The organism is Streptomyces sp. L-9-10 (genome assembly GCF_004151105.1).
Classification (GTDB): domain Bacteria; phylum Actinomycetota; class Actinomycetes; order Streptomycetales; family Streptomycetaceae; genus Streptomyces.
Genome location: NZ_PHRF01000096.1, coordinates 58,076 through 71,540, shown reverse-complemented (window position 1 = coordinate 71,540; position 13,465 = coordinate 58,076). Strand labels below are relative to the sequence as shown.

The window sequence follows — 13,465 nt, the reverse complement described above, 5'->3', positions numbered from 1 at the left end:
GCCGCGGCCCCCTGGCTCAGCCCTCCGACTCGTGGCTCAGCCTTCCAACTCGCGGATCACGCGCGCGGGATTGCCCACCGCCAGTACGCCCGCCGGGAGGTCCTTCGTCACCACCGACCCCGCGCCGACCACCGTGTTCTCGCCGATCGTCACCCCCGGGCAGACGATCACCCCGCCGCCCAGCCAGACGTTGTCACCGATCGTCACCGGCGACGCCTTCTCCCAGCCCGCGCGGCGCCGCTCCGCGCCGAGTTCATGGGTCGGGGTGAGGAGTTGGACATTCGGCCCTATCTGGACGTCGGAGCCGACGGTGATCGGCGCCGCGTCGAGGAAGACCGCGTTGAAGTTGATGAACGTACGGGCGCCGATACTGATGTACGTCCCGTAGTCGCACTGGAAGGGCGGCCGGATACGGACACCCTCCCCCACCGAACCGAGCAGCTCGGCAAGGATCCTGGCGCGATCGGCCGGAGCGGCGCCGCCGTTCGCGTTGTACGCCGCGCACAGCGCGAAGCGCCGTTCGGTCTCCGCGCCCAGCTCCTCGTCATCGGGGAGGTACCACTCCCCGGCCAGCATGCGCCGCTTGTTCTCGCCCATGGATGCCCATGCCCTCTCTGCCAGCGGTCCGCCGTCGGTCCCGCCCTCGCCGGAGGCATCCACGGTAGTGCGCCGCACGGAACGGCGATGAGATATCCACAGCCTGTGGACAACGATCGGGAAAGCGGACCTGCGACCATCGGAACGCGGCAAGGAGCAGTTCCGAGGAGGCACCCCGCATGATCATGGAGCACACCGAGGCCGCGGCATGACCGACGACGACGCCGCCGGCGCGGCGGCCCGTACCGTCGAGCGCGCCCTCACGGCCGTACTCTCCGCGCGGGCCGGGGGCGGCGGCAGCGCCGAAGGCATCGACACCGGCGCCTCCCTCCTCGCCGCGGATCCGGCGGCGGACGCGGAACTGCGCCGACGCGGCGAGCAGTTCGTACGGCTGGCCTGGGAGCGCGGCTGGCAGCCCGCCGATGTCGTCCGGCTCGTACGCCGCGACCTCGACGGCCCGCACCTGCGTCTTCTCGCCGAGCTGGCAGCGGCGGAGGCGCGGCGCCACGAGCGGCTGCCGCCGCGCTGGGCCGCCCAGCTCGCGGATCTCGACGAGGAGCGGGATGCGCGCCCCTACCGGGCCGACCGCTTCTCGTACGCCACCGCCGTACTGGAGCTGTATCTGCTGCTCGCCCGGCTGCCGGCGATCGAACCGGTCGGTCCCGTGCCCGGTACGCCCGTCCATCTGGCCGCCCCCGCGGACGGCGAGCCGCGCATGCTCACCCGGATCCGCGCCCTGCTCGCCAAGGCGGAGGCGACCGGATACCCGCAGGAGGCGGAGGCGCTCACCGCCAAGGCGCAGGAGCTGATGGCGCGGCACAGCATCGACGAGGCGCTGCTCGCCGACCGTACGCACCGGGGCGATGTGCCCGGCGCGTGCCGGATCGGGGTGGACGCTCCGTACGAGACGGCGAAGGCGATCCTGCTCGACGCCGTGGCCTCCGCGAACCGCTGCCGCGCCGTCTGGAACAGCGCGTACGGCTTCTCGACGGTCGTCGGCTTCGAGTCGGACCTGGAGGCGGTCGAGCTGCTCCATACCTCGCTGCTGGTGCAGGGCACGGCCGCGATGACCCGTGCGGAGGCGGCCCAGCGCGCGGCCGGGCGTAAGCGGACCAAGACATTCCGGCAGTCGTTCCTGCTGGCGTACGCCCACCGCATCGGCGAACGCCTGGCCCTGGCCACGGAACAGGTGACGGCGGAGCAGGAGACGGCGACGGCAACGCGGGCGAGCGGAGAGGGCGTCGGCGGACTGCTGCCCGTACTCGCCGCCCGCGAGGCGGCGGTGGCCGACCGTACTGACCGGATGTTCCCGGAGACGGTGGCGACGCGCGTACGCGGGGCGACTGACGCGGAGGGCTGGACCCACGGCACCTCCGCGGCGGACGCGGCGCGGGTGCCGGGCGGACCGGGCGCGGCCGACGGGCCGGGCGGGACGGGGCGGCGCGGCCGTATTCGCCCTGCCCGCTGACGACTCCGCTCGCTGACGACTCCGCCCGCTGACCACCCCGCTCAACCGGGCTGGCCGCTCAACCGGCCGGCCGCTCGACCCGTCAGCCGCTCGACCCGTCAGCCGCTCGACCCGTCAGCCGGCCGACCGGTCAGCGGTCGGGGCGGGTACGGCCTGTCGGCTTCATGAGCGCATCACGGCGTCTGCTGGTCCGTCGGCAGATCGCTCGGCAGCCCCTTGGGCAGCTTGGTGTCCCCGGCCTTCGCCAACGTGTCCTTCACGCCCTTGCCCCAGGAGATCACCAGGGTCTTGCCGTCGTTCGACTCGATCGTCCCCATCGTGCGGTCGGTGTTGCCGTCGGCGCACTTGAGGGAGAACATCGGCTCGCCCATGTCCTCCACCGCGCCCTGGCAGACATGCTGGTCCGCAACCAAGGCGACCTTGCCGGACTTGACCGACAGGGCGACGGTCTTGCCGTCGCTCAGCCCGGCCCACGTGCCCTCGACCTTCGCCGCGTCCGCGTCCGCGTCCGCGCCGGAGCCGGAGTCGGAGTCGGCGGTCGAACCGGAACCCTCGCCGCCGGTCGCGCTCGGCGCCGTGGCGCCGCCCTCATCCTTGGCCGGGCCGCTGCCCTCGCCGCCGTCACCGCCACAGCCCGTGAGCGCGAGTGCGAGTGTCACCATGAGCCCGGCCGCCGCCGCGCCGCTCCGTACGAGTGTCTGCACGTTCAAGTCCCCCTGGAGCGCGTCGTCTGGATCCCGCCGGTGGCCGGACCGCGCAAAACTACCAGGAGGACTTACGCACGCCCGGCAGGAATCCGGCGTGCGCCTGCTCACGCATCCGCACCCTGGACAGGCCGAACTTCCTGAGGTGACCGCGCGGCCGGCCGTCCACGCTGTCCCGGTTCCGCACCCGTGTGGCGCTCGCGTCGCGCGGCTGACGTCGCAATTCCTCGCGCGCGGCCAGCCGTTCCCCGTCGGGCGTGCCGGGGCGCCGGATGATCTCCTTCAACTCGGCACGGCGTACGGCGTACCGCTCCACGACCTCCTTGCGCCGCTCATTGCGGACGATCTTGCTCTTCTTCGCCATCAGACGTTCACCCCGCGGGCGCGGATCCGGGCGACGGCGGCCTCGATGCCGATGGCGTCGATGGTCTTGATCGCCTTCGCGCTGAGGGTGAGCCGGACATTCCGTCCCTCGCTCGGCAGCCAGTAGCGCTTGCGCTGGATGTTGGGGTCGAAGCGGCGGGAGGTGCGCCGGTGCGAGTGGGAGACCTGGTTGCCGAAGCCGGGCTTGGCCCCGGTCAGCTGGCAGTGCGCGGACAACGTCACACATCCTTCTCTTTGGAAATGGAAACCATTTCCATATACTAGTCCCATGGCACGCAACGAACTGCGCCCGGTCATCAAGCTCCGCTCCACCGCGGGGACCGGCTACACGTACGTCACCCGCAAGAACCGCAGGAACGACCCCGATCGCCTGACGCTGCGCAAGTACGACCCGCTCGTCCGTCGGCACACCGACTTCCGCGAAGAACGCTGACCGGCGGCGACAGCCGGGAGAAGCAGCATGAAGAGCACGCAGAAGAGAACGAAGAAAGGAACGAAGAGGCCGATATGAAGCCCGGAATCCACCCCGCGTACCAGCCCGTCGTCTTCCGCGACAAGGCCGCCGGCTACGCCTTCCTCACCCGCTCGACCGCGACCGCCGGGAAGACGGTCGTCTGGGAGGACGGCCGGAGCTACCCCGTCATCGATGTCGAGATCTCCTCGGCAAGCCACCCCTTCTATACGGGTACCGCGCGCGTCCTCGACACCGCCGGCCGCGTGGAGCGCTTCGAGCGCCGCTACGGCCGCCGCCCCGGGGCTCGCTGAGTGGGACCCATCGACGACAACGGACTCCCTGTCGCGATCGTCTGCGGGCTGCACTCCGACGCCCGCGAGGCGACCGTACGGCGGCTTCTCGCCACCGTGCCCGGCAGCGTCGCGCTCCACCACGATCTGTCGACGGCCGCGCGCGGCACCGTCATACGCACCGTCCGCGACGCCACCGGACCGGTCTCCACGGGCGAGGCGCCGCTGGTCGACGACTGCGCCTGCTGCGCCCTGCGGGAGGATCTCGTACCGGAGCTGACCCGGCTCGCGGACGGCGGCCTCACCCGGCTCGCGATCGTCGAGCTGTGGGACTCGGTCGAGCCCCGGGCCATGGCCGAGGTCATCGCCGCGCACGGCGAACGTCTCGTCGTCAGCTCCGTGCTGACCGCGGTCGACCCGGCGCTGCTGCTGCCGTACCTCGGCAACGGCGACGATCTGGCCGACGCCGGGCTCGCGGCCGCCGCCTCCGACCAGCGGACGATCGCCGACACCTGGGCGCGGCAGCTGGAGTACGCGCCGGTGCTCGCCGTCGTGGACAGCCCCCTCGCGGACGACGAGGACCGCGCGCTGCTCGCCCAACTGCACCCGACGGCGCGGCAGGTGCGCGTCGACGGCGAGGGCGCCTCGGCCGGGGAACTGGCCGAGGCCGCGTTCGGCGGATTCGATGTCGAGGCCGCCGCCGCCCGCCAGCACCCGGCCTGTGCGCTGCTGCCGCAGGAGGCGGACGAGTGCGGGGTCGGTACGTACGTCTGGCACCGCAGGCGCCCCTTCCACCCGGAGCGGCTCTACCGGGCGCTGGAGGATCTGACCTGCGCCGCCGCCCGCAGCCGCGGCCGGTTCTGGCTCGCCGACCGTCCCGACACGCTGCTGCACTGGGACGCGGCCGGTGGCGCGCTCTGTGTGGAGAGCGTGGGGCCCTGGCTGGCGGCGCTGCCCGACGCCGCCTGGGAGACGGTTCCGCCGCCGCGCCGGGCCGCCGCCTCGCTGGACTGGCATCCCCCGCACGGCGACCGCTGCCAGCATCTGGTCTTCACCTCGCCCGGCCTCGACCGGGAGGGCATCGGACAGCTGCTGGACTCCTGCCTGCTGACCGACGCCGAGTACACCGCGGGCCGCGCCGCCTGGAAGCGCCTTCCGCCCGCCTTCGACACCCTCCTGGAGGTCTGATGTCCACCCGCCGTGGGGACCGCGAGCCGCCCGCGCCCCGACCCAATCCGCTGGACGCCGCGGGCATCACCTATGTCGACTACAAGGACACCGGCCTGCTGCGGAAGTTCATCTCGGACCGCGGCAAGATCCGCGGTCGCCGTGTGACGCGGGTCAGCGCCCGGCAGCAGCGGCAGCTGGCGCGCGCGATCAAGAACGCCAGGGAGATGGCGCTGCTGCCGTACCGCACGACGCCGCGCTGACCGCCCGGCCCGCCGGGCGGCGCCGTTCAACTGCCGCCGGGCGGCGCCGAACCGCCGCCGTACGACCGCCGTATCGAGGCTCCCCGCGCCGGACCGCGCGGGGAGTCTTCTCGTCTTCGCCGGGTACACGGACACTATTCGGCCACCATTCCGTCCGCCGAGGGATCCGGAAGGCCCTTCAGCGCGTCTTAATCCACAGAGCAGGCGATCGGAGCCGGGGGGCGGGCCTGTAACCAAGGGAACACCCCGCGTGCACGTGCATTTGCTCATGCAGCAGCACATGAAACACAGCTATGATCCGAGAAAGTTGACGACTGCACCTTGCAACTCGGGGAGCGACCTGTGCACCACGTGTACAACGGCATTACGGCCACAGAGCTTCACGGAGTCGTCTGGCAGAAGAGCAGGCACAGCAACTCCCAGGGATCCTGCGTGGAGTTCGCCAAGCTGCCCGGCGGCGAGGTGGCGGTACGCAACTCACGCCACCCCGACGGGCCCGCGCTGGTCTACACGATCGCCGAGATCGAGGCCATGCTGCTGGGCGTCAAAGACGGGGAATTCGACCATCTGACAGCGAGCGGTTGACCGACGGCGGGCGGCCGAGCGCAAGGCTCAGCCGGTCGGTCCCGTCCGCCGTCGGCCGGCCACCCGGAGGCCCGCCGTCAGTCGGCCACCCGTAGCTGGAACAGCGCCCAGACCACCTTGCCGTGCAATGACCCCGCCAGCGGATGCCAGCCCCAGGTGTCGCTGAACGACTCGACCAGGAACAGCCCCCGGCCGGACTCCGCCGCGCAGTCCTCCTCGGTCTTCCGCGCCTCCGGGCTCGCGTGGCTGGGATCCCGTACCGCGCACACCAGCCGCGACGACCACCGCATCAGATGCAGCCGTACGGAGGCGTCCTGGGGATCCCGCGGGGTGTCGGCCGGCAGGGCGTGCCGCAGCGCGTTGGTGACGAGTTCGGAGACGACCAGCGCGACATCGTCGAAGCGGTCGGTCAGCTCCCACTGGGTCAGCGTGTTCCTGGTGAACTGCCTGGCCCCGCGCACCGCTTCGTAGCGGGCGGGCAGAGCACACGACACCGAGCCCGCGGCCGCCGAGGGATCGATGGGGGGAAGCCCCTGCCTTAACGGCTCGAGCATGGTCGATCCATTCGTCCCCATGCGAGGCACTCCCGGGATTCGCGGCCGTAGCGATACTGCGGAGGTCCAGCGTCACAACACGTCAATCACGAACGAGCACGCAGGTGCGCGGGGACCATGGTTCCGAATGCGTACGGCAGATGCAAGGGCAGATGCACGTGCACGCGCCGGACTTCGCCCTTCCCGTGACGGTTCCGTCCTATTTCTCCTCGTGACCAGTTTTGCTCTCTCCGCAAAGCCTTCTTATTTCCGTAATCGAATGAGTACGGGCTGAAGCGTTTTGATGGCAGAATCCGGCACTTGGAGTTCGGGGGTGCTCCGGGGAGATCCACATGTGATGGGGAGGGTTGGAGACGTGACCGCAGCCGAATCGGGCGGTTCCGTGGTGCGGCGCATCCTGCTGGGCTCACAACTGAGGCGGCTGCGCGAGACGCGCGGCATCACACGTGAGGCCGCCGGCTACTCGATCCGCGCATCCGAGTCCAAGATCAGCCGTATGGAGTTGGGACGGGTGAGCTTCAAGGCCAGAGACATCGAGGACCTGTTGACCCTCTACGGGGTCGCCGACGAGGGCGAGCGCGCTGCCCTTCTCGGCCTCGCCCGGGAGGCCAATGTCGCGGGGTGGTGGCACAGCTTCGGCGACGTGCTGCCCGGCTGGTTCCAGACATATATCGGTCTCGAAGGTGCCGCCTCACTGATCCGTATCTATGAAGTGCAGTTCGTGCACGGTCTGTTGCAGACCGAGGCGTACGCGCACGCCGTCGTCACCCGCGGCCAGCCCGAGGCGCCCTGCGCCGAGGTGGAGCGCCGGGTCGCGCTCCGGCTGGAGCGGCAGAAGGTCCTCGTCTCCGAACGCGCGCCGCGCTTTCACGCCATCCTCGACGAGGCGGCGCTGCGCCGCCCGTACGGCGAGCGCTCCGTGATGCAGGGGCAGCTGAGACATCTGATCGAGATCTCGGAGCAGCCGAACATCACGCTCCAGGTGATGCCCTTCAGCTTCGGCGGCCACGCAGGCGAGAGCGGCGCGTTCACCATGCTGAGCTTCCCCGAGTCGGATCTCTCCGATGTCGTCTTCCTGGAGCAGCTGACCAGCGCGCTGTATCTGGACAAGCGCGAGGAGGTCGCCCAGTACGAACGGGTGATGGGCCGACTACAGCAGGACAGCCCGGGACCGGAAGAGAGCCGAGATGTCCTGCGCGGACTGCTCCAACTGATCTGAGACATCAGTACGATGACCTCATATCAGGAGTTTGCACCTGCAGCACCTGCAGTAAGGGATCGCATGTCCTACTTCACCGACCTGGCCCACCAGTACATCGACGGCGAGTGGCGGACCGGCAGCGGCTCGTGGGACATCATCGACTTCAATCCGTACAACGGGGAGAAGCTCGCGGCCATCACGATCGCCACGGTCCAGGAGATCGACGAGGCGTACCGCGCCGCCGAACGCGCGCAGCGCGACTGGGCCGCGATCAGTCCGTACACCCGTCGCCGGGTCTTCGAGCGCGTCCTCAGGCTGGTCGAGGAGCGCAGGGACGACATCATCGAGGCGATCATCGACGAGCTGGGCGGTACGCGGCTCAAGGCGGAGCACGAGGTCAGTGCCGCGCAGGAGTTCCTGCGCGATGCCATACAGCTGTCGCTGCGGCCCGAAGGCCGGATCCTGCCGTCCCCGGTGGACGGCAAGGAGAACCGTGTCTACCGGCTGCCGGTCGGTGTCATCGGCGTGATCACCCCCTTCAACTTCCCCTTCCTGGTGACGATCAAGTCGGTGGCGCCCGCGCTGGCGCTCGGCAACGCCGTCGTGATCAAGCCCAACCAGAACGCGCCCATCGTCGGCGGCGGGCTGATCGCCAAGCTCTTCGAGGACGCGGAGCTGCCGGCCGGACTGCTCAACGTCGTGGTGACGGACATCGCGGAGGTCGGGGACGCGCTCATCGAGCACCCCGTGCCGAAGGTGATCTCGTTCGCCGGCTCGGACCGGGTCGGCCGTCATGTCGGCGCGGTGGCGGGCGGCAACTTCAAGCGGGCGATACTCGAACTGAGCGGTAACAGCGCGCTGGTCGTCCTCGACGATCTCGACGAGGCGGGGCTCGACTACGCGGTGGACGCGGCGGTCGCCAGCCGCTTCATCTACCAGGGCCAGGTCTGTGTGGCCGCCAACCGGATCCTCGTGGACCGCGCCGTCGAGAAGCGGTTCACCGAGAAGTTCGTGGCGAAGGTGGCGTCGCTGAGGACGGGCGACCCGCGCGACCCCGAGACCCAGATCGGCCCGGTCATCAACACCTTCCAGGCGGACGCCCTGACGGCGGTGGTGGACCAGGCGCTGGCGGAGGGAGCGACCGCGCTCGTACGGGGGCGTACGCGCGGCAATCTCGTGGAGCCGACGGTGCTGGCGGGCCTGGGCGAGGACTCCCCGCTGATGCGGCAGGAGATCTTCGGGCCCGTGGTGCTGCTGGTCCCGTTCGACGGGGAGGAAGAGGCGGTACGGCTCGCCAACAACACCCCGTATGGGCTGAGCGGTGCCGTGCACACCTCGAACGTGGAGCGCGGCGTCGCGTTCGCCAAGCGGATCGTCACCGGCATGATGCATGTCAACGACTCGACCGTGCAGGACGAGCCGCTGGTGGCCTTCGGCGGGGAGAAGTTCTCGGGGCTCGGCCGGCTCAACGGCGACTCGACGGTGGAGGCGTTCACGACGCAGAAGTGGATCTCGGTGCAGCACGGCCGTACCGCGTTCCCCTTCTGACGCCGACGTTGGCGCGTCTTCTGACGCTGACGTCGACGCGTCGCGCGGTCGTGCGGTCGCGGGCCCGGCGGGGGCGTCGCGCTCCGGAGTCATAACCTGGAGCAATGTCAGCGATCCGTTTGCTCGTACTCTGCGCGGTCCGCCAGCACGGCCGGGCCCATGGCTATCAGGTACGCAATGACCTGGAGTACTGGGGCGCCCACGAGTGGTCCAACGCCAAGCCCGGGTCGATCTACCACGCGCTCAAGCAGATGGCGAAGCAGGGCGTCCTGCTGGCGCACGAGGTCGCGCCGAGCACGGCGGGCGGGCCGCCGCGTACCGAGTACGAGCTGACGGACGCGGGCCGCGAGGAGTATCTGCGGCTGCTGCGCGAGGCGCTGACCACCTATGACCAGAAGATGGACGTGCTGTCGGCGGGGATCGGCGCCATCGTCGATCTGCCGCGCGCCGAGGTCATCGAGCTGCTCAAGGAGCGCGTGGCGGGGATCGAGGCGTGGCGGGCCGCGGTGACCGAGCACTATGTGCCGGAGGAGGGCCCGGAACAGCTCGGGCACATCGGCGAGATCATGAACCTGTGGGTGCACTCGGCGGATTCGGGCGCGGAGTGGACGCGGGGGCTGATCAAGCGCATCGAGGGCGGCGCGTACACCTTCGCGGGTGAGGGCGAGCCGTTCGTGGCGGTGCTCGCCGAGGGCCAGGAGAACCCGTACGCGACGGGTGTCCCCGATGACGGAGATCATCGCTAATCAAGTTTGACCAATTGGGGGGCCGGGGTTACTCTTCCGGCTCGGTAGTCAAGTTTGATTACCCGGTGGGAGGCGAAGACGTTGACCGATGTGGCCGATATGACCGACGTGATCGTGGTGGCGGGCGCACGCAAGCGATACGGAGAGAAGCGGGCCCTCGACGGGTTCGATCTGACGGTGGAACGCGGCACGGTGCACGGCGTGCTCGGGCCGAACGGCGCGGGCAAGACCACGGCCGTACGGATCCTCACCACGCTGCTGCGGCCCGACGAGGGGCTGGTGCGGGTGGCCGGGCTCGACGTACGGACCCACGCGCGCGAAGTGCGGCGCAGGATCGGGCTGCTGGGGCAGCACGCGGCCCTCGACGAGGACCTGAGCGGCCGGCAGAACCTGGAGATGTTCGGACGGCTCTACCACCTCGGCGCCCGGCGGGCGAGGGAGCGGGCCGGTGAGCTGCTGGAGCGGTTCGGCCTGACGGACACCGGCCGCAAGGCCGTCAAGCAGTACAGCGGCGGCATGCGGCGCCGGCTCGACCTCGCGGCCTCGCTGATCACCGACCCGGAGGTGCTGTTCCTGGACGAGCCGACGACCGGACTCGACCCGCGCGGCCGGGCGGAGGTGTGGAGCGCGGTGCGCTCGCTGGTCGGCGGCGGTACGACCGTACTGCTGACCACGCAGTATCTGGAGGAGGCCGACCAACTGGCCGACCGTATCTCGGTGGTGGACGGCGGACGGGTCATCGCGGAGGGCACGGCGGACGCACTCAAGGCGCGGACCGGCGGCGACCGCATCGATGTCGTACTGCGCGACGCGGACCGGCTCGCGGACGGCGCACGGGCGCTGGCACGCACCACGGGCACGCACGCCGTCAGTACGGACGTGGACCGGCGGCTGCTGAGCGCGCCCGTGGCGGACCGCATGGCGGCGCTGACCGAGACCGTACGCGCCTTCCACGAAGAGGGGATCGAGGCGGAGGACATCGCGCTGCGGCGGCCGACGCTGGACGAGGTCTTCCTCCATCTCACGGGCGAGGACGCCGCTGAGCGAAGGAAGAGGGACGGGGACGTCCCTCAGGAGCGACAGGAGGTGACGGCGTGACGACGGTGAACGCCACGGCATCGGCGTCCACGGATCCGGACACGGTCCCCGGAGGCGGCGGGCTCGGCTGGGCCCTCGCGGACTCCTGGACCATGACCCGGCGCGAACTCGCCCGCTGGGCACGGCAGCCGGTCCAGGTCGTCGTCGGGCTGGTCTTCCCGGTGATGCTCCTGCTGATGTTCGGCTATCTGATCGGCGGCGGCCGGGGGATCGACGGGGCGTACGTCGAGTTCCTCGTCCCGGGCATGCTCGCCCTGACCATGGCCTTCGGCCTGGAGTCCACGATGCTCGCCGTCACCCAGGACCTGAACAAGGGGGTGGTGGACCGCTTCCGTTCGATGCCCATGGCCTCGTCGGCGGTCCTGGTGGGCCGGAGCGTGGCGGACATGCTCCAGTCGGCGGTCAGCCTGCTCGTGATGACCGGCGTCGGCTACCTCATCGGCTGGCGCTGGCACGAAGGCACCGCGTCCTTCCTCGGCGCTCTCGGACTGCTGCTGCTGTTCCGGTTCGCGATGCTCTGGCTCGGGATCCAGCTGGCGATGGTGGCGGGCCGTCCCGAGATGGTGCAGGCGGTGCAGATCCTGGTCTGGCCGATCGGCTTCCTCTCCAACGCGTTCGCGACGCCGGAGTCCATGCCGGGCTGGCTGGGCGCGGTCGTGGAGTGGAACCCGATGTCGGCGACGGCGACGGCGGTACGGGACCTGTTCGGCAACCCGGCCGCGGCGGGCGGCTCCTGGGCCGCGGAGCACGCGGGGACGCTGGCGGTCCTCTGGCCGGTGGCGCTGCTCGCGCTCTTCTTCCCGCTGGCGGTACGGCGGTTCGGGAGGCTCAGCCGCTGATCCGGACGCGCACGGCCGGTACGGGGCCGGACCCCGCCCCCGGAGAGTGGCTCCGGGGGCGGGGGCGGGGGCGCGTACGCGTTCAGTGGTGGAAGGCCGTCGCCGCGGACTTGTCCCGGCCCAATGGGTGCTCCTGTTCGCGGAGTTCGGGCAGTACCCCCTTCAGGTCGGCCACCAGCAGTGTCGCCAGGTCGGCCGAGAAGCCGTTGCGGCAGACCACCCGCAGCACGGACAGGTCCTCGCGATGGGCGGGGAAGGTGTACGCCGGTACGAGCCAGCCGCGCTCGCGCAGCCGGCGCGAGACGTCGAAGACGTCGAAGGCCGTCACGCCGGGGGCGGTGGTGAAGGCGAACACGGGCAGTTCGTTCCCCCGCGTGAGCAGCCGGAAGTCGCCCAGCTCCTCGATCCGCCCGGCCAGCTTCCCGGCGATGTCCCGCGCGGTCTGCTGGACGGCGCGGTAGCCGTCCCTGCCCAGCCGCAGGAAGGTGTAGTACTGCGCGACGACCTGCGCGCCCGGCCGGGAGAAGTTCAGCGCGAACGTGGGCATGTCACCGCCCAGGTAGTTGACGCGGAAGACCAGCTCCTCGGGCAGCTCGGCGGGCGAACGCCACAGCGCCCAGCCGACGCCCGGGTAGACCAGCCCGTACTTGTGCCCGGAGGTGTTGATGGAGGAGACGCGCGGCAGCCGGAAGTCCCAGACCAGGTCCTCGTCGAGGAAGGGCGCCACCATGGCGCCCGACGCCCCGTCGACATGGACGGGGATGTCGAGCCCCGTACGCTCCTGGAGCGCGTCCAGCGCCGCGCACAGCTCGGCGACGGGTTCGTACGAGCCGTCGAAGGTGGAGCCCAGGACGGCGACGACCCCGATGGTGTTCTCGTCGCAGAGTTCGGCGGCGGCCTGGGGGTCGAGATGGAAGCGGTCGCCCTCCATGGGCACCTGCCGCGACTCGACCTCCCAGAAGTTGCAGAATTTGTCCCAGCAGACCTGGACGTTGACGCCCATGACGAGATTGGGCCGGGCCGTCGCCGGGTAGCGCGCGGCGTTGCGCCCGGCCCAGCGGCGCTTGAGCGCCATCCCGGCCAGCATGCAGGCCTCGCTCGATCCCGTCGTCGAGCAGCCGACGGTCGTCGCCGGGTCCGGCGCGTTCCAGAGGTCGGCGAGCATCGCCACACAGCGCCGCTCCAGCTCGGCGGTGCGCGGATACTCATCCTTGTCGATCATGTTCTTGTCCCGGCACTCCGTCATCAGCGCCGTGGCCTGCGGCTCCATCCAGGTGGTGACGAAGGTGGCGAGGTTGAGCCGTGAGTTGCCGTCGAGCATCAGCTCGTCATGGACGAGCTGGTACGCCGTGTCCGGCGGGGTCGGGCCGTCGGGAAGCCGGTGCATGGGCGGCGCCGAGGTCATCTCGCTGGTCGGATCGGCCTCCCCGTAGAAGGGGTTGATCGACAGCCTGCGCAGCTCGTCGCGTTCGCTCCGGGGCATTCCGGCTGCCCGGTCCGCGCCTCGGTGGAGTGGCATCGGCGGATCTCCTCGGGATGGGTACGGTTCCCTTCGCGAGAATACGGA

Annotated in this window: 17 protein-coding genes; 11 read left to right on the top strand and 6 right to left on the bottom strand. The window is 70.5% G+C overall.

The window, feature by feature from the left end; genetic code table 11:
• Positions 1–36 precede the first annotated feature (36 nt).
• The gene (locus CU044_RS25040; protein WP_129771020.1) at positions 37–597 is read right to left on the bottom strand and encodes a sugar O-acetyltransferase; all 561 of its coding nucleotides are present in this window, start codon (positions 595–597) and stop codon (positions 37–39) included.
• Positions 598–805: 208 nt separating this feature from the next.
• Between CU044_RS25040 and CU044_RS25035 the strand changes: the two genes are divergently transcribed.
• Positions 806–2,065, top strand: coding sequence for a DUF2786 domain-containing protein (locus CU044_RS25035; RefSeq protein WP_129770997.1), 1,260 nt, complete (start codon positions 806–808; stop codon positions 2,063–2,065).
• Positions 2,066–2,238: 173 nt separating this feature from the next.
• Here the strand turns inward: CU044_RS25035 and CU044_RS25030 are convergent, their stop codons facing one another.
• The 3 genes from CU044_RS25030 to rpmB are packed head-to-tail and all read right to left on the bottom strand — an operon-like array spanning position 2,239 to position 3,369.
• Complete coding sequence (locus CU044_RS25030; protein ID WP_129771019.1) at positions 2,239–2,769, bottom strand: hypothetical protein; 531 nt, start codon at positions 2,767–2,769, stop codon at positions 2,239–2,241.
• Positions 2,770–2,827: 58 nt separating this feature from the next.
• Positions 2,828–3,133: a 30S ribosomal protein S14 gene (gene rpsN, locus CU044_RS25025; protein WP_129770996.1), complete on the bottom strand. Its 306-nt coding sequence runs from the start codon at positions 3,131–3,133 to the stop codon at positions 2,828–2,830.
• The gene (gene rpmB, locus CU044_RS25020; RefSeq protein ID WP_129771018.1) at positions 3,133–3,369 is read right to left on the bottom strand and encodes a 50S ribosomal protein L28; all 237 of its coding nucleotides are present in this window, start codon (positions 3,367–3,369) and stop codon (positions 3,133–3,135) included. The genes rpsN and rpmB overlap by 1 nt, the downstream gene beginning before the upstream one ends.
• A 52-nt stretch (positions 3,370–3,421) precedes the next feature.
• Between rpmB and rpmG the strand changes: the two genes are divergently transcribed.
• From rpmG to CU044_RS24995, 5 genes are all read left to right on the top strand, one after another.
• Entirely contained in the window at positions 3,422–3,586 is a 165-nt protein-coding gene (gene rpmG, locus CU044_RS25015; RefSeq protein WP_129770995.1) for a 50S ribosomal protein L33, read from the top strand.
• Positions 3,587–3,660: 74 nt separating this feature from the next.
• Complete coding sequence (locus CU044_RS25010; protein WP_129770994.1) at positions 3,661–3,918, top strand: type B 50S ribosomal protein L31; 258 nt, start codon at positions 3,661–3,663, stop codon at positions 3,916–3,918.
• Entirely contained in the window at positions 3,919–5,085 is a 1,167-nt protein-coding gene (locus CU044_RS25005) for a GTP-binding protein (RefSeq protein ID WP_240045829.1), read from the top strand.
• Positions 5,085–5,327, top strand: a complete 243-nt coding sequence (gene rpsR, locus CU044_RS25000; protein WP_129770993.1) for a 30S ribosomal protein S18 — start codon at positions 5,085–5,087, stop codon at positions 5,325–5,327. Before CU044_RS25005 ends, rpsR begins: the two co-directional genes overlap by 1 nt.
• Positions 5,328–5,669: 342 nt before the next feature.
• Positions 5,670–5,912: a DUF397 domain-containing protein gene (locus tag CU044_RS24995; RefSeq protein WP_129770992.1), complete on the top strand. Its 243-nt coding sequence runs from the start codon at positions 5,670–5,672 to the stop codon at positions 5,910–5,912.
• A 77-nt stretch (positions 5,913–5,989) separates the two neighbouring features.
• Here CU044_RS24995 and CU044_RS24990 read toward each other — a convergent pair whose 3' ends face one another.
• Positions 5,990–6,487, bottom strand: coding sequence for an ATP-binding protein (locus CU044_RS24990; RefSeq protein ID WP_129770991.1), 498 nt, complete (start codon positions 6,485–6,487; stop codon positions 5,990–5,992).
• Between the two features lie 316 nt (positions 6,488–6,803).
• On the opposite strand from CU044_RS24990, the gene CU044_RS24985 reads away from it, so the two are divergent.
• The 5 genes from CU044_RS24985 to CU044_RS24965 all read left to right on the top strand — a co-directional run bounded on the left by CU044_RS24985 (position 6,804) and on the right by CU044_RS24965 (position 11,898).
• Positions 6,804–7,685 (top strand): helix-turn-helix transcriptional regulator, encoded by an 882-nt coding sequence (locus CU044_RS24985; protein WP_051746287.1) that lies wholly within the window; start codon positions 6,804–6,806, stop codon positions 7,683–7,685.
• A 63-nt stretch (positions 7,686–7,748) separates the two neighbouring features.
• Positions 7,749–9,215 carry an aldehyde dehydrogenase family protein gene (locus CU044_RS24980; protein ID WP_129770990.1) on the top strand — a complete coding sequence of 489 codons (1,467 nt, stop codon included), beginning with the start codon at positions 7,749–7,751 and terminating at the stop codon, positions 9,213–9,215.
• 104 nt (positions 9,216–9,319) lie between these two features.
• On the top strand, positions 9,320–9,961 hold the full coding sequence (locus tag CU044_RS24975) for a PadR family transcriptional regulator (RefSeq protein WP_129770989.1): 642 nt from the start codon (positions 9,320–9,322) through the stop codon (positions 9,959–9,961).
• Between the two features lie 99 nt (positions 9,962–10,060).
• Positions 10,061–11,059 (top strand): ATP-binding cassette domain-containing protein, encoded by a 999-nt coding sequence (locus CU044_RS24970; protein ID WP_129770988.1) that lies wholly within the window; start codon positions 10,061–10,063, stop codon positions 11,057–11,059.
• A 92-nt stretch (positions 11,060–11,151) separates the two neighbouring features.
• Positions 11,152–11,898 (top strand): ABC transporter permease, encoded by a 747-nt coding sequence (locus CU044_RS24965; protein WP_129771016.1) that lies wholly within the window; start codon positions 11,152–11,154, stop codon positions 11,896–11,898.
• 82 nt (positions 11,899–11,980) lie between these two features.
• Here CU044_RS24965 and CU044_RS24960 read toward each other — a convergent pair whose 3' ends face one another.
• Entirely contained in the window at positions 11,981–13,417 is a 1,437-nt protein-coding gene (locus CU044_RS24960; RefSeq protein ID WP_129770987.1) for a glutamate decarboxylase, read from the bottom strand.
• Positions 13,418–13,465: the final 48 nt, after the last annotated feature.